The sequence below is a fragment of the Lichenihabitans psoromatis genome (genome assembly GCF_004323635.1).
Taxonomy (GTDB): Bacteria; Pseudomonadota; Alphaproteobacteria; order Rhizobiales; family Beijerinckiaceae; genus Lichenihabitans; species Lichenihabitans psoromatis.
The window spans coordinates 2,778,276-2,800,003 of record NZ_CP036515.1; the positions used below are offsets into that span (position 1 = coordinate 2,778,276).

Consider the following 21,728-nt stretch of genomic DNA (forward strand, 5'->3'; position numbering starts at 1 on the left):
GCGTTTGTGCGCTGCCGCAAAGGCCGGTGCAAAACGATGCTGGCTCAGCTTGCATTGTCGGCGGGAGGGCGTCGGTCCTGCAGCATCGGCTCTTGGGTGGGCGCCTCGTAGCCGATGCGGCCGTGCACCAGATCGTGGATGAAACCAAGCTTGTCGACGACCGTCGGTGACAGCACGAAGGGGTAGAAGTCGGCTTGGCCCATGCTCCGATTGAGGCTGTTGACCGCGAAGGTGAGCGGGAGCCACGCATCGATCAAAGCATTCACGGTTTTGGCGAATTGCGGTTCGAAGTCGATGTCGGTCGACAATTGCTCAGCATGGGTGAGGTGCCGCGGATGCACGACGATGCCGAACTCGCTGGCGGTTTCCAGCGTGTCGACGATATGCAGGTAATGCGCGAAGGTCTCGGCGAAGTCCTCCCAAGGATGGCTCGTCGCATAGGCGCTGACGTAGCGCTGCCGCCAATCGGTCGGTGCTCCATCTTTGTAGTGACGCTTCAACGCCTCGCCGTAGTCGGGGCTTTCGTCGCCGAAAACGATGCTGAACGCATGATGCGCGGGGGCGTCGCGCACCAGCCGATCCCAATACCAATGCCCGATCTCATGGCGAAAATGGCCGAGCAGGGTGCGATACGGCTCATGCATCGTATTCCGGCGACGCTCGCGCTCGGCATCGTCGGCTTCGGCGATGTTGATCGTGATCATGCCGTCGGTATGGCCGGTGAAGATCTTCTTATTGGCATCCGTGTCTTCGAGGAAGTTGAAGCCGAGTCCCTCCTTCGGATCCTCGACGCGCGTGACGAGCGGAAGGTTGAGCTCCATCAGCGTGTAGAAGAGACGGTGCTTGGCAAGCTCCATCAGCCGCCAATGTTTGAGGTTCTGGCCGAGCGCGAGATCGGGAATGAGGTGATTGTGCCGGCAGGCGGCGCAAAAACGCTCCGTCGCGTCAGCGTGGATGAGCCAGTTACAGGCTTTTTGCTCGGCGTTTTCGCAGAAGCGGAATTGTCGGTTCGGTTGGCCGCCGATGTGCCAGAGGGGCGCTTCATTGGCCGATTGCTCGAGCGCCGCCAGCCATTGCTCGCTCGCGATATAGCCAAGCCGGTGATGACAGCGTTCGCAACGCGTATTCTCGAAGTAGAGCGCCTGGCCGCACATCTGACATTCGAAAAGTTTCAAGCGCGCGCTCGTTGCTGTGCCGCTTCGTTGATCTCGCAACAGACGAGACCATCGGCATATCGGACCGTTGCACAACATGAAGCGAACGCATCGGTCAACGGATTGATCCGTCCGCAACTCACCCCTGCATGTCGCGTCCGGCCGCAAGATCGGCATAATAGGCGGAAAGGCGCTCGAACCAGAGATGCCGCGCCTCGAGATGCGCCATGCCTGGTACCCGCTCCGGCAGTCGCAGCGTCTCGATAAGCGACATGATCTCTTGCCGCGCCGCCAACTGCGAGCCGGTGAGGACGCCTGTCTTCGTCGCGGCCTCGATCGGATCGAGCGCCGTCAGGCCGATCGGAAATAATTCCCGGAAAATGACGCGGTCGTGCAGACCCTCGGCGGTGCGGAACAGAAGTTCCGGCGCGAGCTTGCCGAGGCTGATGGCGATCTGGCGGGCATTGTTCGATTGCAACGAGGCGATGCGATTCCGAACCAGGACCCAATCGATCAGGCCCGCATCGGCTTGTCGGCGCTTCCGCCGCGCGTCGAGCACGAGGTCGGCATAATGGGCGATCATACCGCGTCGCGCCCGATCGTGATGCACGCGGGAGAAGACGTCGATGTCGATGTAGCTGTCGTTCATCGGCGACACGAGCGTGTCGGCGAGCGAATGGGCGAGCCGCATCAGGTAGCTGTCGCTCGCCGGCGTATCGACCACGACGAATTCGTAATCATGCTCGATTTGAGTGATGGCGTCCGCGAAGCCGGCAAATTCGCGTGTCTCGTTCTCGATCACGTCGGCCGTCGTGGCGCGGTCGAGCGCATGATGAAACGGCATCTCGATGTCGCGGCCCCCGGCGCTGGCCCACGATTGCCGGTTTTCCAAAAATCGGGTCAGCGTGCGCTGACGTGTGTCGAGATCGATCGAGGCCACGCGATAGCCGGCCTTCAGCAATGCGATCGTCAGATGGATCGACAGAGTCGATTTACCCGTGCCGCCTTTTTCATTGGCCACGACGATAACATGGGCGCTGCGTAAATCGGGGTGGTCGTCATCGATCGCCATACTGGTCCGAATCTTCTTACTCACCCCACCTGCATTGTGGCGAGATCATCCTCCCCTGCCTAGCAGGCGAAAAGGCGCGGCCGTCATGTCCAAAAGTTGTGAGCCGGCCATTGTGCCGTCATGATCATGCGTCAGCCGCTGGTTTTCCATAGAGCCAGTCGTATCGATCCAGCATGCGTCGTTGCCCCATGGACCGCATCGCGAGATCACGCGCCATCCCGGCGACGGCCCCGAAATGGTAGACGGACCCTTGCCGCCGCGACTCGCGCTGCACGCGATCGGCCTTGGCGTGGCGCAGCCGCTCGTAGGCCGCAAAGGTCGCAGGGGTATCCGACGGATGGCGGGCGGCTGCCAGCCCGAGGGCCCATCCATCCTCGATCGCGCCGGCAGCACCCTGCGCCAGAAACGGAAGTGCCGGATGCGCAGCATCGCCCACCAATGTGATCGGTCCGGTCGACCAGCGAGCAAGGGGAGGTCGGTCGAATAACGGCCAGATCCGCCAGTCCGGAGCCGCCTCGATCAGGTCGCGAGCCTCACGGCTCCAAGCCGCAAAAGGTTTCTTCAGCCGAGCGGAGTCGCCGCGCACCGTCCAAAGACTCGGCGCGGCCTCCGATCCCTCCCACCTGTCGGCGACGATCGCCACCACATTGATGAGCGCGCCGCCGCGCACGGGATAATGAACGAGATGGGCGTCGGAGCCGAGCCACAGGTTGGTGGCCGACGCACGAGCGAAGGCCGGCGCCTCTGCGGCGGGCACCAACGTCCGCCAGGCGATCCGTCCAGCATAGGTCCGATCATCGCCCCGGTCTGCTGCGAGCCTCGATCGGATCGAGGATCGTAGGCCGTCGGCGCCGATCAAGCCATCCGACGCTATGGATCGATTGTGCCCCTCGCTCGACAGGTTTGCGATGACGGTCCCACCATCGACCGCGAATGATGTTACGGACTGACCCGTTTCGATTGTGATCGACGGATGCGCCCAAACGGCTTCCAGCAGAGCAGCCTGGAGATCGGCCCGATGAATGACCAGGAGCGGGGCGCCATACCGCGCTTCCGCTGCGGCGCCGAATGGAAGATCGACGATGGTCGCGCCATCCCGCCCGCGCCTGATCCGCAGCCGGTCGGGCCGGACCGCGGTCTCTCGCAAGCGCTCCAACAGGCCGAGGTCGGCCATCACGCGCGTCGCGTTAGGGGGGAGTTGCAAACCCGCACCCGCTTCATGCAACTCGGGCGCCCGGTCGAAGACGGAGATCTTCGTGCCGTGTCGGGCCAGTGACAAAGCTGCGGTCAGCCCCGCGATCCCGGCCCCGGCCATAACGACATGACGCATGGTTGGGGCTCGGGCTGGCGTGTCAGGGGGCGGTGTCGGGGTTGAACTCGCATTCGGCTGGTGAGCAGCCGTGACCGAGCGACGCGACGAAGACGAAGCGGGTCGAGCAATACGGGCAGACCGCGTCGTCGCTATCGCCCATGTCGATATAGACATGCGGATGGTCGAAGGGCGGCAAGGCGCCGGTGCACATGAATTCGTGTACGCCGATCCGGATGACCGGAACACCCGGCTGATTGTGGAAATGCGGGGTCGTGAAATGGGCGGCCATTGCGTATCCGGCGGTTATGGTTCGGGCGTCGAAGCCAAGATCCCTTTCCGCAACATTCGTCGCGGAATACTGGACGGGCGAGCGGCCGCACCATATGCGGACGCGGCAGCCTTGTGTAGGGCAAAACTACATGGCTCCTCAGCGCGGGATAGAGCATGGATCATTTTGACTCGGCGGGCCTTCGCATCGCCTATCTGGATGCGGCTCCCTCTCCGGAGATCGCCAGCCCGGTGGGGGCCGACACGGTGGTGCTGGTGCATGGCTTCGCGTCGAATCATGGGGTCAACTGGGTCAATCCGGGTTGGGTCAAGACGCTGACGGACGCCGGCTATCGCGTTCTCGCGCTCGACAATCGCGGCCATGGGCAGAGCGATAAGCCGCATGAGCCGGCCGCCTACGCGACCCCCCTGATGGCCGACGATGTCGCGCGCCTGCTCAACCATTGCGGCATCGAGCAGGCCGACGTGATGGGCTACTCGATGGGCGCGCGGATCACCGCGTTTCTGGCGCTCGGCCATCCGCATCGGGTTCGATCGATCATCCTGGGTGGTCTCGGGCACCATCTCGTCGACGGCGCGAGCCTGCCGCCGCATATCGCCGATGCCATGGAGGCCGCGAGCCTCGACGACCTGACCGATCCGACACAACGGATGTTTCGGCGCTTTGCCGACCAGAACGGCAACGACCGGATTGCCCTTGCGGCCTGTATTCGGGGCACACGCCAGGTGCTGTCCGCGGCCGAACTCGGCACGATCGGCTGCCCCGCTCTCGTGGCGGTCGGCAGCACCGATCACATCGCCGGCGACCCGCATGCGCTGGCGGCTTTGCTGCCGGCTGGCGAAGCTTTGGTGATTCCCGATCGGGACCATAATTTCGCGGTGGGCGATAAGGTGTATAAGCGCGGGGCTCTGGCGTTCCTCGCCGCGCGGTCCTGAGTGGTGAGACGCATCCCGGAGGGGGCTTGCGCCCACGGGTCAGAACCGTATTTGTAAGGGCAACAGGCGGTCCGATGATCGCGAGGAGTTGTCATGGATCAGCGCTCGAGCGCCAAGGTGATCGGCCTTCCCGGGACCGATCCTCTCTTCGACCGCGTCAGAAACGAGGCGGAAGCCGTGCTCCGCAACGAGCCGGAACTCGCAGGGTTGATGCTGTCGACCGTGCTCAATCACGACGACCTGGCGGGGGCGGTGGTGCATCGCATCGCGGCGCGGCTCGATCATCCTGACGTGCCGGGAACGCTGTTGCGGCAAGTCTTTACCGACCTTGTCACCAGCGCCGGATTACAGGAGGCCTTCGCGGCCGATCTTCTTGCGGTCGCCGAGCGTGATCCGGCCTGCACCAAGCTCATCCAGCCTTTGCTCTATTTCAAAGGGTTCCACGCCATCCAGACGCACCGCATGGCGCATGCATTGTGGAAGGCCGGCCGCCAGGATCTCGCTCTTTACATTCAGAGTCGGTCGTCGAGCGTGTTTCAAACCGACATCCATCCCGCCGCCGTGATCGGCAAGGGCCTGTTCCTCGATCATGCGACCGGTCTGGTCGTCGGCTCGACTGCCGTGATCGAGGATGATGTCTCGATGCTGCAGGACGTGACGCTCGGGGGCACCGGCAAGCAGAGCGGCGATCGGCATCCGAAAATTCGTCATGGCGTGTTGATCGGCGCAGGCGCCAAGGTGCTCGGCAATATTGAGGTCGGCCATTGCTCGCGAGTCGCGGCCGGTTCGGTCGTGCTCCAACCCGTTCCGCCGAAGACCACCGTCGCGGGTGTGCCGGCTCGGGTCGTCGGCGAAGCCGGATGTGCGGAGCCGGCGCGTTCGATGGAGCAGCGGCTGCAGAAACTCGATCGCGGAGGCGACGCTTGATCTGCCGAGAACGGCAGGCTGGCGGCCTCGCGTCGATCGGCCTATAGGCACCACGACGGCATGTCGGCGCGTCGATCGATCGGGACTCGCGAGTCCTCCACCGCCGATATCGGCCCAACGCGATCCGGGGGATCATCTTGAACAAGACCGAACTGCATCAGTTGCAGGACTATCTGCGTGGCATCCTGGGCAATACGGGCCTGAAGGTCACGCAACACGCCAAGGAGGACGGCGCCGCCGACGTCGCACTGGGTGAGCGCAAGATCGGCAAGCTCGTGGTCGACGACGAGGACGGCGACCGCTCTTTTTCGTTTGAAATGAAGATCCCGGTGCAGCGGCCGGCGATCGAAGAATATCTGCGGCTGCTCTTCGAAAATCCGAAGCTGAAGGTGATGGCGCGCGCCAAGAAGACCGACTCGGTCGAACTCAATTCGGGCAGCGACTTTCTCGGCATCGTCTCGGCCGATGATCCGAAGGGCAATTCCTACACGTTTCAGATGGCGATCCTCGACTACGATCTCGAAGAGCGCTGAGGCCTGCCTGCTCGGGCCTGCCGCATTTAGGCGGCCTGCTGCATCTTTGCGGCCTGCCGTATTTTGGCGGCCTAGAGAACGATGTGTTCGTCGAACGTGTCGATCGGGAGCAGCGCGTCGAATTCGATTCCGAGGCATCCCGCAGACGCCCGCACGACCCGTCCACGGGTATTGCCGATCGACACCGTTGCGCCTATCGCTGGCCGGATGTCGCATTGAAGCGCGGCTCCGGAGAGCGACACGTCCAGGAGTCGCGCCGGCATCGTCTTGACATCCTGAGTCGTAACAGTGGTACGACCGAGCCGTGGAACGATGCGGATGTGACGTCGCCCGTCCAGCAAGCCGAGTGCTTGCCGGTTAGCCAGCCACGTCAATTGTTCGGCGAGCTTCTCCCGCCGAACCAGCGGCACACTGATCTGGATCGCGAAACCGGTTTCGGTCAGGCGTGCGATGACGCCCTCGACGCGGCCGATCTGATCGAGGTGGCAGACCACCCGGTCCCCCGTGATGCCCTTGACGGCAGCCACCAGCGACGCCCCGCCCGGTGACATGTCGATGGCTTGGCACGGATATTCCTGCCGGTCCCCGAGCATGTAACGCCCGAGCAGTTGCACCCGCACGCGTTGATGGCGGCGACGCTCCGCGCCGGGTGGCGTCACACCACGGGACGCGGACTGAAACAGGGCAGGGGCATGCGCAATCGTCATGCGACGACCATCACGGATTTTTGGTTAACGACCGGTAAGCGCGACCCGTGTCAGCCGGCGCGGCGGTCTCCGCCCGCTGCCCTGCCGCCCTGGTGGAGCACGAGATAGCCGTAGCGTTTCGGCGGTTCATTGCGGACGACGGGCTTCGGGGGGGCCGGCTCGAGTTGGTCGAGCGTGAAAGCCGCTCGCTCGATTTCGAGAAGACGCAGAGAGCGCAACGACAGGTAGTTGACCGGCGACAGCCCGAGCCACGACGGGATCGTGAGCGGTGCGATGCAACCGAGCAGCCGGGCATGCGCGCGGCCGTTATGACGAAGCGGCAGGAGCAGCATCTCAAGCTCGATCTGCGATTGATCCTCTGGTCCGGCCGCCAAGCCGGCGACCGCAGGCGATCCGTCATCGAGCACGCCGAACAGCACGCTCAGCATGGTGCTTCGATCGAACCTGTCCCACAAGCTCAGCCAGGACCGGCCCTTCAACTCGTCCAGAAACAGGGCATTCATCCGCGTGCCGGACAGCCGGATTGGAAAAATCGGAGTTCCGGTTGGCGTGTCGACTTCGAGGATAAACGTGTCCGACAAGATCCCACGGATGGCCGCGGGGTCGATCTCGCCGCGTTCGGGAGCCGTGCGGCCGCCGCGCAAAGTGTTCCAGTAAGCGTAGAGCTCCTGTGAAACGGCATGTATCATTTAGAACCCCGAGTATCGATTTGGTGCGGGTGCGTATCGGACGTGTCCAATACGCGCCACATCGACCCTGTCTCGGGGTCCAAGCAGCATCAGCGATGCCACGCCGATGGAAGCGGCGCCGGTCATGGTTTTGCTTCTGCTTCGACCATCGATCGCTTAAGTGTCGGGGGGCCGACGCGACGACGCAGGGGCCTCCGGCAACCCGACATAGCCGCTCGCTGCACCTCAAGGACCCGCATTGAGTATCGACTCGCCCAAGCAACCCATTTTCCGTATTCCGATCTCGCTCGTGATCGTTTTCGGTGTCCTCGCCGTCATCCACCTCATTCGAACAAGCCTGCCAGAGATGGTCGATGCCGATGTGCTGGCACGGCTTGCTTTCGTACCGGGTCGGCTGACGCTCGCATGGGATCCGGCCTGGGTGCTCGGCGGGGTCGCCGGTCTCGATCCCGACAGCGCTGCCGGGCAGACCCGTATCGAGGTCGCCCGCTTCTTTCTGGGGGATGGCTCGCTTCAGCCCTGGACGCTCCTGACCTATTCTTTGCTGCACGGAAACTGGACGCATCTCGGGCTGAACGGCATCTGGCTGCTAGCGTTCGGAACGCCAGTCGCGCGCCGCTTTGGGTCATGGCGGTTCGTATTATTCCTGTTGGGTGGCGCGCTCGCCGGCGCCATCGCGCATTATCTGGTGTTCCCGCGCGATCTGCAGCCACTCATCGGCGCCTCTGCGGCCGTATCGGGCTGCATGGCCGCGGCGCTTCGCTTCATGTTCCAGCCGGACCGACAACTCGGGGTCGGCGATCTCGGGCGGGACAGTATGGCCCTGGCGCGCCGCCCGATGGTTCCGTTGGGCCGCATGGTGCGCGACCGGCGTGCCATGACGTTTCTGGTCGTCTGGTTCGTGACCAATCTCGCGAGCGGTCTCGGCGCCGTCGCGATGGGGATCTCCGACGCGCCGATCGCGTGGCAGGCCCATATCGGCGGGTTTCTGTTCGGGCTCTTGGCGTTTCCGTTCTTCGATCCCGTCCGCACGACGATGACGATCGGAGATGTGACCTCCGCGACGGATGCAGGTCGCGCGGTCGACTCGGACGCCGAAGACCAGCAGCGCCCCTGATCAAGCCGCCCCTTGTGCCTGGCCACGAGCAGGATCATGCTGACGATCTTGCAGCAAGAGCTCTCAAGAGCCGCGACGCATCGCCAAGGGAGGTGACCATGAACTTATCGCATATTCTGGCCAACAAAGGGCAGGCGGTGATCACGACCGCGCCCCACCGCACGCTCGGTGAAGCCTGCACGGTGTTGAGTGAAAAAGGCATCGGCGCGCTGGTGGTGACGAGCGCCGATCGGGAGGTGCTTGGTATCTTGTCCGAGCGAGACATCATCCGAGCTTTGGCCAAGCACGGCAGTGCCGTTCTCGATCAGGCCGTCTCGGCCTTCATGACCGCCAAGGTCGTCACCGCGACGGAGCATACGAGCGTGACGGCCGCGATGGAACAGATGACCGATGGGCGGTTCCGGCATATGCCGATCGTCAACGAGGGCCGCTTGTCCGGGCTGATCTCGATCGGTGACGTCGTGAAACACAGGCTCGAACTGATCGAGCATGAGAAGCAATCCATGATCGACTATATCGGCACGGCCTGACGACGGGGCCTGCCACTCGCGCCTCGACGGTCTTGCGTCAGGGAGCGCGGTGTACGGCTTGGATGAACACGCGGCGGCATTTCTTTATTCAGACTTGTCGGGTAGGGCTTGGATCAGGGTCGGCACGTCGTTGATCCGATCCGGCGCGCGGACGCAGGCGGTGTGAGCGAGGCTCATCGCTTTTCGAGAACGCGGCCGGGGCAGGCGTGGAGTTGAGCATGTTGGTTCCGTTGGGGACGGCGACGGCCCTGATGTGTGTCATGGCGGCGAAGCATTTCTGCGCCGATTTCCTCTTCCAGACCGCTTGGATCGCGCGCGGCAAGGCCGGCACCGACAATTGGGTGCTGCCTTTGATGCTCCATGCGGGGGGCCATGCCGCCCTGACGCTTTTGATCGCGCTTTTGCTCTATCCGAAGCTCTGGTGGTTCGCGCCCCTCGAACTCGTGGTCCATGCCGTCATCGACCGAGCCAAAGCCGTGGTCGGGCGTCGTGCGGCGCTGGATGCAGGCCAGGCGGAGTTCTGGTGGCTGCTCGGCTTCGACCAGTTCCTGCATCACCTGACTAACATTCTCATCGTCTCCGGCTTTCTGGCGCTCGGAACGCCTCACCCCTGACCGGCTGATCGACGTCGCACGAAACACCCGCGTTCTGTACCGCACTGCACCTATCTTCTCGTTTGGTTAATGCCTGTTGCATTAGTCTTCGGTAACGCAGCGGGGGTGGCATATCGCCATGTATGGTTCGTCGGGACTTCTTTTTGCGCCGTCGGGATCAGTCCTGTTCATCGAGGGGGACTGCGCCTCGACCGCCTATCTGATTGTGCGAGGGCGCGTCGAGCTCTTCATCGTGCGGGCGGGCCGAAAGCAGGTCGTTGCAGAGCGCCAAGCTGGCGACATCTTCGGGGAAGTCGCTCTCGTGGACGAAGGCCCCCGCGCCATCTCGGCCATCTCGGCCGACGATTGCGAACTCCTGGTCGTCACGCGCGAGCAGATTTCGACCCGCATCGCAGAGGCCGATCCCGTGCTCCGGCTCTGCCTCGGCATTCTTCTCGAGCGTCTTCGCGGCACGGTGTCGAGCGCATCCGATGCGTTTGCGGTCCCTTCGGCCTGGGCGGATCATTTCGTTGCTGCGCGGGAGATCCTCTCGCTCGATGTGCAGCTCCATCGGGCGATCGAGCGCAACGAACTCGAATTATTCTTCCAACCCATCGTGCGGTTGGCGACCCGGCAACTCGCCGGTCTCGAGGTGCTGCTCCGTTGGCATCATCCGCAGCGCGGATTGCTGCAACCCTGCGATTTTATTCCGCTTGCCGAGGCGAGCGGCGTCATCACTGCGGTGACGACCTATTGCCTCCAGAAGGTCGCCCGGCAATTCCCCTCCCTCATGGCGGCAGGGTTGTCGAATGCCGGAGCCGTCGAGCCGCTCTTCGTCAGCGTGAACGTCTCTGCGGCCGACCTCCATCAGGACAGATTCGCATCGCGAGCGGTCTCGATCCTCTGCAGCGCCGGAGTGGATCCGAGGCACGTCAAGCTCGAGGTCACCGAGAGTGTGCTGATCAAGGATGCCGAGCGCTGCGTTCGCACTCTCGATCAATGTCGCGATCACGGTCTGCAAATCGCGATCGACGATTTCGGGACAGGTTATTCCTCGCTCAACTACCTCAACACGCTGCCGATGGACATTCTCAAGATCGACCGCACATTTGCAGGGTCCTTGATGTCGGATACGGCCGGCCGCAAGATCATCGGCGCGGTCGTCTCACTCGGCGCGGAACTCGATCTGACGGTGGTGGCCGAAGGCGTCGAAGAAGAAGCGCAGGCCGACATGCTGACCGCCATGGGATGCGAACTCGGGCAGGGTTTCCTGTTTGGTCGGCCCCGCAATCTGCTCGAGACCTTGCGTCTCATCCGGCGCTGGCGCGCCAATGTGCCGGATCTCGTCGAGGAATGGCCGGAGGCCCGCCGCGCCTGAGCCGACGGCGCCCGTGGTCCCTCAGATCTGCGAGCGCGCCGCCTCGTCGATCAGCCATTGCCGCAGCGCCACGAATTTCGGGCTGCGCAGATAGTCCGCACGGCAGACGAAATAATAGCCGAACGGGGTTTCGATGCTGGTGGCGAACGGCGCGATGAGGTGCCCCTGCCGGATCTCGTCGGCCGCGAGCGCGCGCGTGCTCAGCGCCACACCCTGGCCCTGGATCGCGGCTTCGAGCGCGATCGACATCTGGTTGAACCAAAGGCCACGGCCGACATCGACATCGCTCACCCCAGCCGTTTTAAGCCACGTCTCCCAATCGGGCCACGCGCCGAAGTGCCAATCCCATTCGAGATGCAGCAGCGTGTGTCGCCTGAGATCTGCCGGGTCACGCAGCGGGTTGCCAGCATCGAGCAGACGAGGGGAGCAGACCGGAAAGACATGCTCCTCAAACAGCCTGACCGAGATGAAGCCGGGGAAATCACCCGTCCCCCACACGATATAGGCGTCGATCCCTTCGCGATCCATTTCAGTTGCCGAGCGGGCGGCATCGAGCAGGACATCGATCTCGGGATGTTCCTGTTTGAAATCTCCGATACGGCGCACCAGCCACGTCGCCGCGAACGAGGCGCCCGCGCTGATCACCACGAGATCGCGGCCGCGAGCCTCCCGCATGCGCCGCGCGCCGGAGGCGAGCTTGGCAAAACCGTCCTTCAGATCGCGCAGGCCGGCTTGGCCCGCGTCGGTCAGCGACAGCCCGCGACCGGACCGTCGGACGAGAGCTGTGCCGATTTCCGCCTCGAGCAGCCGCACCTGCTGGGCGACCGCGGCCTTGGTGACGTGAAGATCGTCGGCAGCTTTCGCAAAACTCAGGTGCTGCGCCACGGTCTCGAAGGCGCGCAGCGCGTTGAGGGACGGGAGACGGTGTGGCGTTGCCATCGGGAGAGTTCCAGAGAATCGGGTGTTGCGATCATGGACGAAGTCACATGCCGGAGTATCGCCGAAGGGGTTTAAGGCTCAGCTTTTTGTAGGGGGCGCTGACCATATTGCCGCAGCCGCCGCCGCAGCGGTCAGAGCCTTGGGCCGCCCGCGCGACCGACAGCGCCACATGCTTGAGACAACAAGCGATTTTGCCCGCATCTTGACCAAACAATCGTTTGCCCTGCACCGCAGCATGGCAGGCATGCCTTTGATTTCAGCAAACTGCCTTTATATTGCAATGCAACAACGAAGAAATCATCAAGGTCCACTCGAATGCTCCAAGCCTCCCTCTATTCCGACCGTCCATCGACGGATTACGGCTTCAAGAACGAATCCCGCTATGACGTGCCGCGCGTCGGTTTCCTCAAGGGATTGTCGAACGCAGTCCGCGTTGGGCAAACCTGGCTCCAGGGAACGCCCTGCGACAGGCTCGACGATCACCTGCTTCAGGACATCGGCATGAGCCGCGCCGATTACGAGGCGCTCCGCTTTTAATCCGGCAGCATAGACCGGTTCAAGCTCACGCTCGTATCTCCGGTCGAGGAGGCATGTCGCCTCGTCGTCATTCCGGAAAAATCTTTGACACAGATCACTCATCCCGCGATCGCCGCTTCCCCGATGACGCCCGTGCGCTGGGTGATGCTGGCCGTGATGGTCGTGTTCTACGCGGCTGCGGGCGTCATCCACCTTGCCTCGCCGGACGCTTTCCTCCCGATCGTTCCGGATTGGGTCCCGTCTCCGCGTCTCGTCGTCATGCTGACCGGCGTATGTGAACTCGCCGGGGCCGCAGGGTTATTGACCGAACGTTGTCGATGGTGGGCCGGTGTGATGCTGGCGCTTTACGCGTTTTGCGTATTCCCGGCCAACATCAAACATGCGCTGGAGGGGATTGTCGTTCCGCAACTGCCGCAGAGTTGGTGGTACCACGGCCCTCGACTTCTGGCTCAGCCCGTTATCATTTGGTGGGCGTTGTTTTGCTCGGGGGTTATCAGCTGGCCTTTCAGCAGACGATCCGGCGAGACAAAAGCTTAACGTTCTTCAATCATATTTTAATGATCGGTTTCCGTAAGGTGCAACCGTCCATAGAAGCTTTGGTAGACTTAACCCCAACCGCCGTGCATCTGGGTAAACGACTGTCCATGCTATAAGGTTTTCAAATGTCCGATTCAGCTATCGGTTTGGGCGTTCTTCTTGTTCTTGCCCCGCTCGGCCTCGTGTCGCTTGTCATCATGATTTGGAGCGGCGTCTCGAAATCAGCGATCTGATCAGGTCGCCCCGACCATCAGGACCGCTGCGGGAAGCCCGTCCATCGTCATTGCGACGTCCATATCGGCGCCAAAGCCGAGATCCCGCCCATTCAGAAGATTTCGGGCCGTGGTGCCTTGAAGGTCGGCGGTCAGCACCAGCCGGCGCGACACATCCACCTGGGTCGACGAAAATCGATTGGCCAGCACGATCAGCCGAACGCCGCCGAGGCGGCGCTCGAAAGCGCAGAGATCCTCAGTGCCGGTTGCGATCGCCGTGTAGCTTCCTCGCATGAAGACATCCGGATGAGCGCGTCTCTGATCGAGAAGAAGCGCCGTCAGCGCGAGCTTGAACCGGCCATCGTGCCAGTCGCGCCACACAGCTCCAAGAGCGGCTGAGACCCCACCTGGTTGCTCGAGAATGGTGTCGAGCGCAGTCGCTCGCGCCGTAAAGTCGATCGGGCGACGATTGTCCGGGTCCACCATGGACAGATCCCAAAGCTCCGCGCCCTGATAGATGTCAGGCATGCCTGGCACGGTGAACTTCAGCACGGTCTGAGCGAAGGTCACCTCGGCTCCAGAGCGGGCGACCTGATCGACGAAAGGGCGAAGGGAGGCGAGGAATTTTTCCGAATGCGGCCCGACGAGCGCGGCGTCGACGAATGCCAAAGCCTCCGTCTCATAGGCCTCGTCCGGCGCAACCCAGGTGGAATGCGTCTTGGCCTCGCGAAACGACTTCCTCATCACGGCTTTGAGGCGATCCACATATGTGTTCAGCCCCTCATGGGGCAGCTTGTCCTGGCCAATGAAGTCGGCCGGCCACGTGCCGACTAGCAATTGATAGAAGAGGTATTCGTCGTTGCGATCGGGCCGTAAGCACGGGGCGCTATCCCGGCCGAGAATCGACTGCCACTCTTGGAGTTTTTGGCTCCATTCCTCAGGCAGGTTCGATAAGGCCGCAAGCCGCGCACGCGTGTCCTCGCCGCGCTTCGTGTCATGGGTCGAGGTCGCCAGCATCGTCGTCGGCCAGCGCTGGTTACGCTGCCGGTTAGCCTCGTGGAACGCGTCGAGCGAAACGCCGAACCGATCCGGCGCGCCGCCCACTTCGTTCAACGCGACAAAGCGATAGTAGCGGTAGAAGGCGGTATCTTCGACGCCCTTTGCCATGACGGGCCCGCAATATTGTTGCAGCTTCATGGCGCAGCGGTAGACGTCGGATCGGCGATAGCCATGCCACGGTCCATCGGCGAGATCGCCGGAGAGGAGGCGCTGCAGAAACGCGAACACACTTGGATCGATCGACGGCTCGTCTTCTGCCGCGGCCGCGATCGCAATATCGACATAGCGCAGGTCTTCCGCCGTCGGCGCGTCCATGCCATCGATGTAGGTGCGATAGACCGGGAAAGCCGCCACGATCGCCCGAATGGCGCGCTGCAGAACCGTGAAGGTGAAATCCGTCGTCTTGTTGTTTTCGCGCGCGACACGGGTTGCGGCACGCGCCATGCGATGCAACTCGCTCGACATTTCGTCGTCGATGATCTTCAGCTTGCTCGCATGGGTGATCGCGTCGAAAGACTGGGGTTTATCGAGAAACTCGTCGTAAAACCGGGTGAACTTGCCCTCGTGCCGTGCCTGAACGAACAAGCCGGTCAGCAGATTGGTGAAGTCATAGCCCGTGGTGCCATCGATCGGCCAATCGTCACGCAAGGGCTCGTCATGACCGAGGATCTTCTCGACGACGAGATAAGGCAGGCTTCCGTCTCGTGACAACGGCGCGTCATTGCGGAGTTTTTGCAGGTAGCCTTTCGGATCGTAGAGACCGTCGATGTGATCGATCCGCAGCCCGTCAAGCTTATCCTCCCGCATCAGGCGAAGCACGAGCCGGTGCGTGTGGTCGAACACGTCCGGCAGTTCCATCCGTAGCCCGGCCAGGGTCGCAATGTTGAAGAACCGCCGATAATTGATGTCGTCGCCAGCCACGAGGAAATGCGTGACCTTCCACCTCTGCTTTTTGATCAAGGCATCGAGCATCGCCCAGCTCGCCTCGTCGCCGGCCTCGCCGTTCAGACGATGAAGAGCGGCTTTGATGGCATCGTTCACCTCGGCGCTGTTCATCGCGAGGCGGGCTAAGTCCGACTTGAGATCTCGGGCCCGGCGCATGATCTGCGGGCGCCACTGCAGAAGGTCTGAGAAGGCATCGCCGAGCACTTCAAGAGCCGGCACCGAATGCCCCAAAATGTCCTCGTAGTCGATCGGGCAGATCGGAAGCTTATGCGTGTCATGCGCCCAGACCGCGAAGCTGCCGTCCTGGCTGTCGTATTTGAGAACGAGATCGCCGGCTTCGAGCGTCACACCATATTGGTTACCAAGGAGAGGCACCAACACCTTGCCGCGCAGGTCGACGCGATCCGGCGTCCAATCGACGTCGAACCAGCCGGCATGGTCAGCCTCTTCGCCCCATTCGAGAAGATCCAGCCAGATGGCATTGTCGGCTCCGCCCACGCCCATATGGTTCGGCACGAAATCGAGAATGTGACGAAGCCCATTAGCCGAGAGCGCCGCAACCAGCCGCTCGAAGCCAGCCTCGCCTCCGAGTTCCGGATTGAACTGATCGTGGTCGACGATGTCGTAGCCGTGCGTGCTACCCGGATGAGCCTTCAAATAAGGCGACGCGTAAAGATGGCTGACGCCGAGTTTGGCGAGATAGGGCGCAAGACCCGCTGCCTCGTCGAATCCGAAATCCTTGTGGAATTGCATCCGATAGGTCGCGCGCGGTGTCATTTTCATCCCCTCTCGTGCGGACGAACAAACGGAGCGCCCGTGGTCCCGAGCCGGATCTCATCGACTTTGCCCTGCTGGAACCGGTGCCGTCCAGCGCACCGCTCCTCGAGGTATTCGACCACAACACATCGCAGGGTCGAGCGGCGCTAGGACAAGTTGACGTCTGGCCGATAAGAGGCGGAACTCTCAATCGAGGATGTCGCCAAAGAACGGAGGGTCGGGCCCGACCGATCGGGCTTAAGCGACCAATAAGGCTCCAGCCACAAAGGCCTCTCGTGTCGACGAACTGCCGATCCGATCCACGGTGACAAGGACGAAATCGCCACCGCGATCTCGTCCGGACGTTTGGATTAAGCCTCGGGTGTCAGCTGCAGCGCGAGTAGGCTGAGCGAACGCGAAACCAGCTTCAACGGCTTGCCATTCTCGATCGTCGATCCCTCGGTCATATCCGGCTGGTTCGTGTCGAGAAGCAACTTCCATGTCGATCCACCGACATGCTCAGGCAGGACGAAATCGACGTCTTCGTGGTGAGAGTTGAAGAGGATCAGCAGCGGGCAATCTTCCTGGGCCTTGCTGGTGTCGCTGGCATAGCCACGCACATCCAGCAACATGCCGACGCGCTTGCGCTCACCATCGTCCCAATCCTCCGGCGAAAATTCCGTGCCGTCTTCCTTGATCCACGTCACATCCTTGGTGTCGATGTCCTCTTTCAGTTCACCGTTCAGGAAGCGCGTGTAGTGAAGCATCGGGTAGGTCTGGCGTAGTGTCGTCAGCTTCTGGACGAAGCGGATCAGGGACTGCCCCTTGTGCTCGATCTCCCAGTTGATCCAGCTGATGTCGCTGTCCTGGCAATAGGCGTTGTTATTGCCGCCCTGACTGCGGCCGAACTCGTCGCCGGCCAGCAGCATCGGCGTGCCTTGCGAGAACATCAGCGTCGCGATCAGATTGCGGATCTGCTTTTCGCGCAACAGGTTGATGGTTTCATCGTCGGTCGGCCCTTCGACGCCACAGTTCCAGGACTCGTTGTTTGAACTGCCGTCTTTGTTGTCCTCGCCGTTCGCGTCATTGTGCTTCTCGTTATAGGTCACGAGATCGTTGATCGTGAACCCATCATGCGCAGCGATGAAGTTGACCGAGGCCCAGGGGCGGCGGCCGTCATGGTTGAACGCATCGGCTGATCCGCAGAGCCGAGGGACCAGTTCCTTGACGCCGGCCGACCCCTTCCAGAAGCTCCGCACTACATCCCGAAACTTGTCGTTCCATTCGGCCCAGCCGGGCGGGAAATTGCCGACTTGATAGCCGCCGGGACCAATATCCCAGGGTTCCGCAATAAGCTTGACCGAGCTGATAACGGGATCAAGCCCGCAATGCTGAAGAAACGCGCTGTTCTTGTCGAAGCCGGTCGGGGTCCGTCCCAGCACCGTGCCAAGATCGAAGCGATAGCCGTCGATATGCATCTCCTGCACCCAATAGCGCAGCGAGTCGCTGACCAAGCGGGTGACTTGGGGGTGGCTGAGGTTGAACGTATTCCCGGTGCCGCTGTCGTTGTTGTAGAAGCGCGGGTTGTCGGGCTGCAGCGAATAATATGAGGCGTTATCGATGCCCTTGAACGAGAGCGTCGCGCCCTTCTCATTGCCTTCCGCCGTGTGATTGAACACCACGTCGAGGATCACCTCGAGGCCCGCGTCGTGGAAGCGAGCCACCATGTCCTTGAATTCTTGAACCGAACCTTTCGGCGATACCGCATAGCGCGGATCCGGCGCGAAGAAGCCGATCGAATTATAGCCCCAGAAGTTCGTCATTCCTTTTTCGATAAGGAATTGGTCGGCCACGAACGTATGGACCGGCAGGAGTTCGACCGTCGTGACCCCAAGCGACTTGATGTAGTCCGTTACGGCGGGATTGGCCAAACCCTTATAGGTACCGCGCTCGCCCTCCGGCACTTTCGGATGCTGCTTGGTGAAGCCTTTGACGTGGGTTTCATAGACGATTGTCCGCTCCCAAGGCACTTGCTGCCAATCGGGATCTTCCTTCCAGTCGAAATCGCGATCGACGACGACGCATTTCGGAATGAAGGCTGCGCTGTCCCGCTCGTCGAAGGTGGTGTCGTCGCCGGTCTCGAGCTGGTACCCAAACACCGCCGGATCCCAAATGATGTCGCCGACATGGCCGCGAGCATAGGGGTCGAGCAGAAGCTTGTTCGGATTAAAGCGGTGTCCGTTGTGGGGCTCGTAGGGGCCATGCACCCGATAGCCATAGAGCGTGCCGGGTTTCAGGTCTGGCAAAAAGCCATGATAAATCTGGTTGGTGAACTCGGGCAGGGTGATCCGTGCGATCTCCTCCTTGCCATCATCGTCGAAGATGCAGAGTTCGACCTTTGTCGCATTCGCCGAGAACAGGGCGAAATTGGTGCCTTCCCCGTCCCACGTGGCACCGAGGGGCTGCGGCGTGCCGGGCAATACGGTAAAGTCTGTGTGTGGCATGGCGCTTTCTTCATGTCGGTCGAGGCATTTCATGAATGTTGAATTGCGGCCGTTGTTCCTTCGTGGGCGCCGCGCCACGCCGCTTTCACGGCAGGGATGCACAAATCACACAGCTTAAGCCTGACTACACCGACTGACAGAGAGCGGATCGACGTCAGACGTTCGCCGCCAACCCGGACGCGCGATATCCTGGAACACGAGACCTCGGGCTATGTCCTTGAGCGATCGAGGCGTCGCCCCATCGTCGAACTCTCAAGCTTTGATTGGAACGTTTGGGCATGTTTCGGATTGCACCATCAGAGTCGATCCGGAGCAGCGTCATGCAACGTTCCATTTTGGTCGTCGAAGACGAACCTTTGATCCGCATGGATATTGTCTCGATGTTGGAAGACGCCGGCTTGCTGGTCGTGGATTTCGACAATGCCGAGGACGCGCTCGATTTCATTCAACCGAACGTCGGCTCGGTCGGTGGCATCTTTACCGACGTGAATGTTCGCGGTGTCATGACCGGAATTGAACTTGCGTCGCATATCATGAGGATTGCGCCTCGCATCACCATCCTGGTGACATCCGGCGGATACATCGCACGGCCAGATAATCTGCCGATCACGGCGGGGTTTGTGGTCAAACCTTGGCTGCCCTTGGATGTCATCGCCGCAATGCGGATCGCCGCGAATGCCCCTGACGCGGCCGCTGCGGCACTCGACTTGATAACGTTGAAGTCGCTGTGACATGAGCGGCGGGAGAGATGGGCAAATGGATGTGAGGCCCACGATTTTGGTCGTCGACGACGAGATCTTGCTTGCGGAGGTCGCCTGCGACATCATCGATTCCGCAGGGATGAAGGCTGTCTTTCGTCGATCGATCGCGGATGCTCTGTCGTATATGGCCGAGCACGCCGACAGTACGGTGGCGCTGTTCACCGATATCAATCTCACGTCGCCGATGAGCGGCATCGAACTGGCGGTCTACGTGGCTGAGGAATGGCCGCATGTCGCCATCTGCGTCACGTCCGGTATATCGCTCGACCGGCCAACCCGAATTCCGGATAAGGCGTCCTTCTTGACGAAGCCTTGGCGACATGAGGACATTCTCGTCTTCGCCGAAACGGCATGCGGCCAACCGAGAGCGGCTGGCTAGTCGCCCTTATCGGCGCCGTGGGTAAGCGGCTCGACAGACCGCCATGACGGTCTCACGCAGCCAGCGATGGGCCGGATCGGCATCGACACGCGGGTGCCAAATGGCCGAAATCTTGAACGAGGGGGTCGGAAGTGGGAGCGCGAAGCTTTCGAGACCCTGGAGAATGTCGTCATCGCGAGTCAAACGATTGCCGAGGCATGAGCGCGGCACGAGCGCGACCAGATCCGACTGGCGCGCGATCCGCATGGCATCGGGATAACCCGGTACAACGACCGGGATGCTGCGCCTGAGACCGAGACGTTCAAGCGCCTCGTCGATCCGCTCGGCCGGATCGCCATCGCGGAACGTTGCGAGATGTTTGCAGGCTGCGTAGCGCTCGGGCGTCACGGCAGCGTCGACGAGCAAGGGATGTTCACGACGAACGACGCCGACGAGTTCATCGGTGAAGAGCACCTGCGAGCGGATCTCCGGCGCGGAGGTTCCCAGCACGCCGATTTCGAGATCGATCATACCCTCGCGGAGCGGATGCGCGGTTTTGTCGAGTTTCGGCGCAAAGTGGAGACGGAGACGAGGCGCGGCTCCCGTGATGGCGGCCACCACGGGAGCCGACAGCAAATCCATAAAGGCTTCGCTCGCGCGGATCGTGAAGGTTCGGTCGAGCGCGGCCAGATCGAGATCGATGACGCTCGGGCGAAGCACAGCTTGCGCCTCGCGGGTCAACGCATGGACCTTGTCACGCAGTCCGATAGCGTGCGGTGTCGGCACAAGTCCGCGACCGGCGCGCACCAGCAGCGGATCGCCGGTCGCCGCGCGCAACCGCGTCAAAGTCCGGCTCATGGCGGAGGCACTCAAGCCGAGGCGTCTGGCAGCCCCAGTCACGCTGGTTTCGGCCAAAAGAGCATCGAGAGCGACGAGCAGGTTCAGATCCATCGTGTCCATGGCCGGCAGGCATAGACCCAAGCCACTTGCGAATGAAGCGTCAGACGCAAGGATTGATTGTATTCGATGCGTCTGGCGCTCCGTCGGCTCGATCGTCATAAACGAAGGACAGTCGCAAGCGCAAAGGTGAGTTCATGCCCCAATCGGAATTCAGAACAGTCGCCCCGACGATCCTGCTGATCGGCGCATCACGCGGTCTTGGCCATGGCATGGCGGCCGAGTTCCTGAAACGCGGATGGAATATCGTCGGCACGGTCCGGGACGGGAGCGGCCGGACCCCCTTGCACGACTTGGCGGACGAATACGCGGAAAGGGTCGAGATCGAGACCTTGGACATCTGCGAGCCGGATCATTTGCAATCGCTGCATGACCGGCTGCAAGGCCGAACGTTCGATATTCTGTTCGTCAACGCTGGAACAGCCACCGGCGACGTCAACGAGACGATCGGCGCGGTGTCGACCGAAGATTTCATCCACGTGATGGTCACCAATGCCCTGAGCCCGATGCGCGTCATCGAAAGCCTGCAGCACCTCGTTCCTGCGACGGGTCTGATCGGCATCATGTCGTCCGGGCAGGGCAGCATCGGCAACAACGAGACGGGCCTGCGAGAACTCTACCGCGGCAGCAAGGCGGCCGTGAATATGTTCATGCGGAGCTTTGCGGCCCGCCATGCCGGGTCCTCGCGCGGCATGGTTCTCATGGCGCCGGGTTGGGTCCGGACCGCGCTTGGCGGACCGGATGCGCGGCTTCGCATCGAGGACAGCGTGCCGGGCCAAGTCGACGTTCTACTTGCACGGCTTGGCACACCCGGGTTGCTCTACGTCGACTATCTCGGCCGCCCCGTTCCGTGGTGACCCGCTCGCGATCGTAGAATGCGGCAGGCTCAGCGCAACCACCATGCGCCGCGCGCGCCGCCGCTGCATG

Annotated in this window: 22 protein-coding genes; 12 read left to right on the forward strand and 10 right to left on the reverse strand. The window is 62.0% G+C overall.

The window, feature by feature from the left end; all coding sequences use genetic code 11:
• Positions 1–44 precede the first annotated feature (44 nt).
• From EY713_RS12920 to EY713_RS12935, 4 genes are all read right to left on the reverse strand, one after another.
• Positions 45–1,175: a zinc-binding metallopeptidase family protein gene (locus EY713_RS12920; protein ID WP_131115431.1), complete on the reverse strand. Its 1,131-nt coding sequence runs from the start codon at positions 1,173–1,175 to the stop codon at positions 45–47.
• Between the two features lie 118 nt (positions 1,176–1,293).
• Complete coding sequence (locus tag EY713_RS12925; RefSeq protein ID WP_227400103.1) at positions 1,294–2,250, reverse strand: division plane positioning ATPase MipZ; 957 nt, start codon at positions 2,248–2,250, stop codon at positions 1,294–1,296.
• A gap of 100 nt (positions 2,251–2,350) precedes the next feature.
• Positions 2,351–3,556, reverse strand: coding sequence for an FAD-dependent monooxygenase (locus EY713_RS12930; protein WP_131115433.1), 1,206 nt, complete (start codon positions 3,554–3,556; stop codon positions 2,351–2,353).
• A gap of 22 nt (positions 3,557–3,578) precedes the next feature.
• Entirely contained in the window at positions 3,579–3,827 is a 249-nt protein-coding gene (locus EY713_RS12935) for a zinc-finger domain-containing protein (protein WP_131115435.1), read from the reverse strand.
• A gap of 155 nt (positions 3,828–3,982) precedes the next feature.
• On the opposite strand from EY713_RS12935, the gene EY713_RS12940 reads away from it, so the two are divergent.
• From EY713_RS12940 to EY713_RS12950, 3 genes are all read left to right on the forward strand, one after another.
• The gene (locus tag EY713_RS12940; protein ID WP_131115438.1) at positions 3,983–4,762 is read left to right on the forward strand and encodes an alpha/beta fold hydrolase; all 780 of its coding nucleotides are present in this window, start codon (positions 3,983–3,985) and stop codon (positions 4,760–4,762) included.
• Between the two features lie 93 nt (positions 4,763–4,855).
• Positions 4,856–5,689 carry a serine O-acetyltransferase gene (gene cysE, locus EY713_RS12945; RefSeq protein ID WP_131115440.1) on the forward strand — a complete coding sequence of 278 codons (834 nt, stop codon included), beginning with the start codon at positions 4,856–4,858 and terminating at the stop codon, positions 5,687–5,689.
• A gap of 137 nt (positions 5,690–5,826) precedes the next feature.
• Positions 5,827–6,222, forward strand: coding sequence for a DUF3126 family protein (locus EY713_RS12950; protein WP_131115442.1), 396 nt, complete (start codon positions 5,827–5,829; stop codon positions 6,220–6,222).
• 71 nt (positions 6,223–6,293) lie between these two features.
• Here EY713_RS12950 and EY713_RS12955 read toward each other — a convergent pair whose 3' ends face one another.
• Together EY713_RS12955 and EY713_RS12960 are read right to left on the reverse strand one after the other, a co-directional pair.
• Positions 6,294–6,929 (reverse strand): PilZ domain-containing protein, encoded by a 636-nt coding sequence (locus EY713_RS12955; RefSeq protein WP_131115444.1) that lies wholly within the window; start codon positions 6,927–6,929, stop codon positions 6,294–6,296.
• Positions 6,930–6,979: 50 nt separating this feature from the next.
• Entirely contained in the window at positions 6,980–7,618 is a 639-nt protein-coding gene (locus tag EY713_RS12960; RefSeq protein ID WP_131115446.1) for a PAS domain-containing protein, read from the reverse strand.
• A 238-nt stretch (positions 7,619–7,856) separates the two neighbouring features.
• Here EY713_RS12960 and EY713_RS12965 point away from each other — a divergent pair, with 238 nt between their 5' ends.
• The 4 genes from EY713_RS12965 to EY713_RS12980 all read left to right on the forward strand — a co-directional run bounded on the left by EY713_RS12965 (position 7,857) and on the right by EY713_RS12980 (position 11,236).
• Positions 7,857–8,735 carry a rhomboid family intramembrane serine protease gene (locus EY713_RS12965; RefSeq protein ID WP_131115448.1) on the forward strand — a complete coding sequence of 293 codons (879 nt, stop codon included), beginning with the start codon at positions 7,857–7,859 and terminating at the stop codon, positions 8,733–8,735.
• 98 nt (positions 8,736–8,833) lie between these two features.
• On the forward strand, positions 8,834–9,265 hold the full coding sequence (locus EY713_RS12970; RefSeq protein ID WP_131115449.1) for a CBS domain-containing protein: 432 nt from the start codon (positions 8,834–8,836) through the stop codon (positions 9,263–9,265).
• A gap of 218 nt (positions 9,266–9,483) precedes the next feature.
• Positions 9,484–9,879: a DUF3307 domain-containing protein gene (locus EY713_RS12975; protein ID WP_131115451.1), complete on the forward strand. Its 396-nt coding sequence runs from the start codon at positions 9,484–9,486 to the stop codon at positions 9,877–9,879.
• 118 nt (positions 9,880–9,997) lie between these two features.
• A complete protein-coding gene (locus EY713_RS12980; protein WP_131115453.1) occupies positions 9,998–11,236 on the forward strand; it encodes an EAL domain-containing protein in 1,239 nt (412 codons plus the stop codon).
• 21 nt (positions 11,237–11,257) lie between these two features.
• On the opposite strand, the gene gcvA is transcribed toward EY713_RS12980, so the two are convergent.
• Positions 11,258–12,175: a transcriptional regulator GcvA gene (gcvA, locus tag EY713_RS12985; RefSeq protein ID WP_131115455.1), complete on the reverse strand. Its 918-nt coding sequence runs from the start codon at positions 12,173–12,175 to the stop codon at positions 11,258–11,260.
• 315 nt (positions 12,176–12,490) lie between these two features.
• Here gcvA and EY713_RS12990 point away from each other — a divergent pair, with 315 nt between their 5' ends.
• The gene (locus EY713_RS12990; protein WP_131115457.1) at positions 12,491–12,712 is read left to right on the forward strand and encodes a DUF1127 domain-containing protein; all 222 of its coding nucleotides are present in this window, start codon (positions 12,491–12,493) and stop codon (positions 12,710–12,712) included.
• Positions 12,713–12,796: 84 nt separating this feature from the next.
• The gene (locus tag EY713_RS12995) at positions 12,797–13,249 is read left to right on the forward strand and encodes a DoxX family protein (protein ID WP_425374311.1); all 453 of its coding nucleotides are present in this window, start codon (positions 12,797–12,799) and stop codon (positions 13,247–13,249) included.
• A gap of 233 nt (positions 13,250–13,482) precedes the next feature.
• Here EY713_RS12995 and treY read toward each other — a convergent pair whose 3' ends face one another.
• Together treY and glgX are read right to left on the reverse strand one after the other, a co-directional pair.
• Positions 13,483–16,248, reverse strand: coding sequence for a malto-oligosyltrehalose synthase (gene treY, locus EY713_RS13000; RefSeq protein ID WP_210215267.1), 2,766 nt, complete (start codon positions 16,246–16,248; stop codon positions 13,483–13,485).
• A 344-nt stretch (positions 16,249–16,592) separates the two neighbouring features.
• Positions 16,593–18,725: a glycogen debranching protein GlgX gene (glgX, locus tag EY713_RS13005; protein ID WP_131115459.1), complete on the reverse strand. Its 2,133-nt coding sequence runs from the start codon at positions 18,723–18,725 to the stop codon at positions 16,593–16,595.
• A 320-nt stretch (positions 18,726–19,045) separates the two neighbouring features.
• On the opposite strand from glgX, the gene EY713_RS13010 reads away from it, so the two are divergent.
• Both EY713_RS13010 and EY713_RS13015 read left to right on the forward strand, forming a co-directional pair.
• Positions 19,046–19,456: a response regulator gene (locus tag EY713_RS13010; RefSeq protein WP_165491121.1), complete on the forward strand. Its 411-nt coding sequence runs from the start codon at positions 19,046–19,048 to the stop codon at positions 19,454–19,456.
• Positions 19,457–19,481: 25 nt separating this feature from the next.
• Positions 19,482–19,865 carry a response regulator gene (locus tag EY713_RS13015; RefSeq protein WP_165491122.1) on the forward strand — a complete coding sequence of 128 codons (384 nt, stop codon included), beginning with the start codon at positions 19,482–19,484 and terminating at the stop codon, positions 19,863–19,865.
• 6 nt (positions 19,866–19,871) lie between these two features.
• Here EY713_RS13015 and EY713_RS13020 read toward each other — a convergent pair whose 3' ends face one another.
• On the reverse strand, positions 19,872–20,804 hold the full coding sequence (locus EY713_RS13020) for a LysR family transcriptional regulator (RefSeq protein WP_131115465.1): 933 nt from the start codon (positions 20,802–20,804) through the stop codon (positions 19,872–19,874).
• 134 nt (positions 20,805–20,938) lie between these two features.
• Here EY713_RS13020 and EY713_RS13025 point away from each other — a divergent pair, with 134 nt between their 5' ends.
• Complete coding sequence (locus tag EY713_RS13025) at positions 20,939–21,658, forward strand: SDR family oxidoreductase (protein ID WP_131115467.1); 720 nt, start codon at positions 20,939–20,941, stop codon at positions 21,656–21,658.
• Positions 21,659–21,728: the final 70 nt, after the last annotated feature.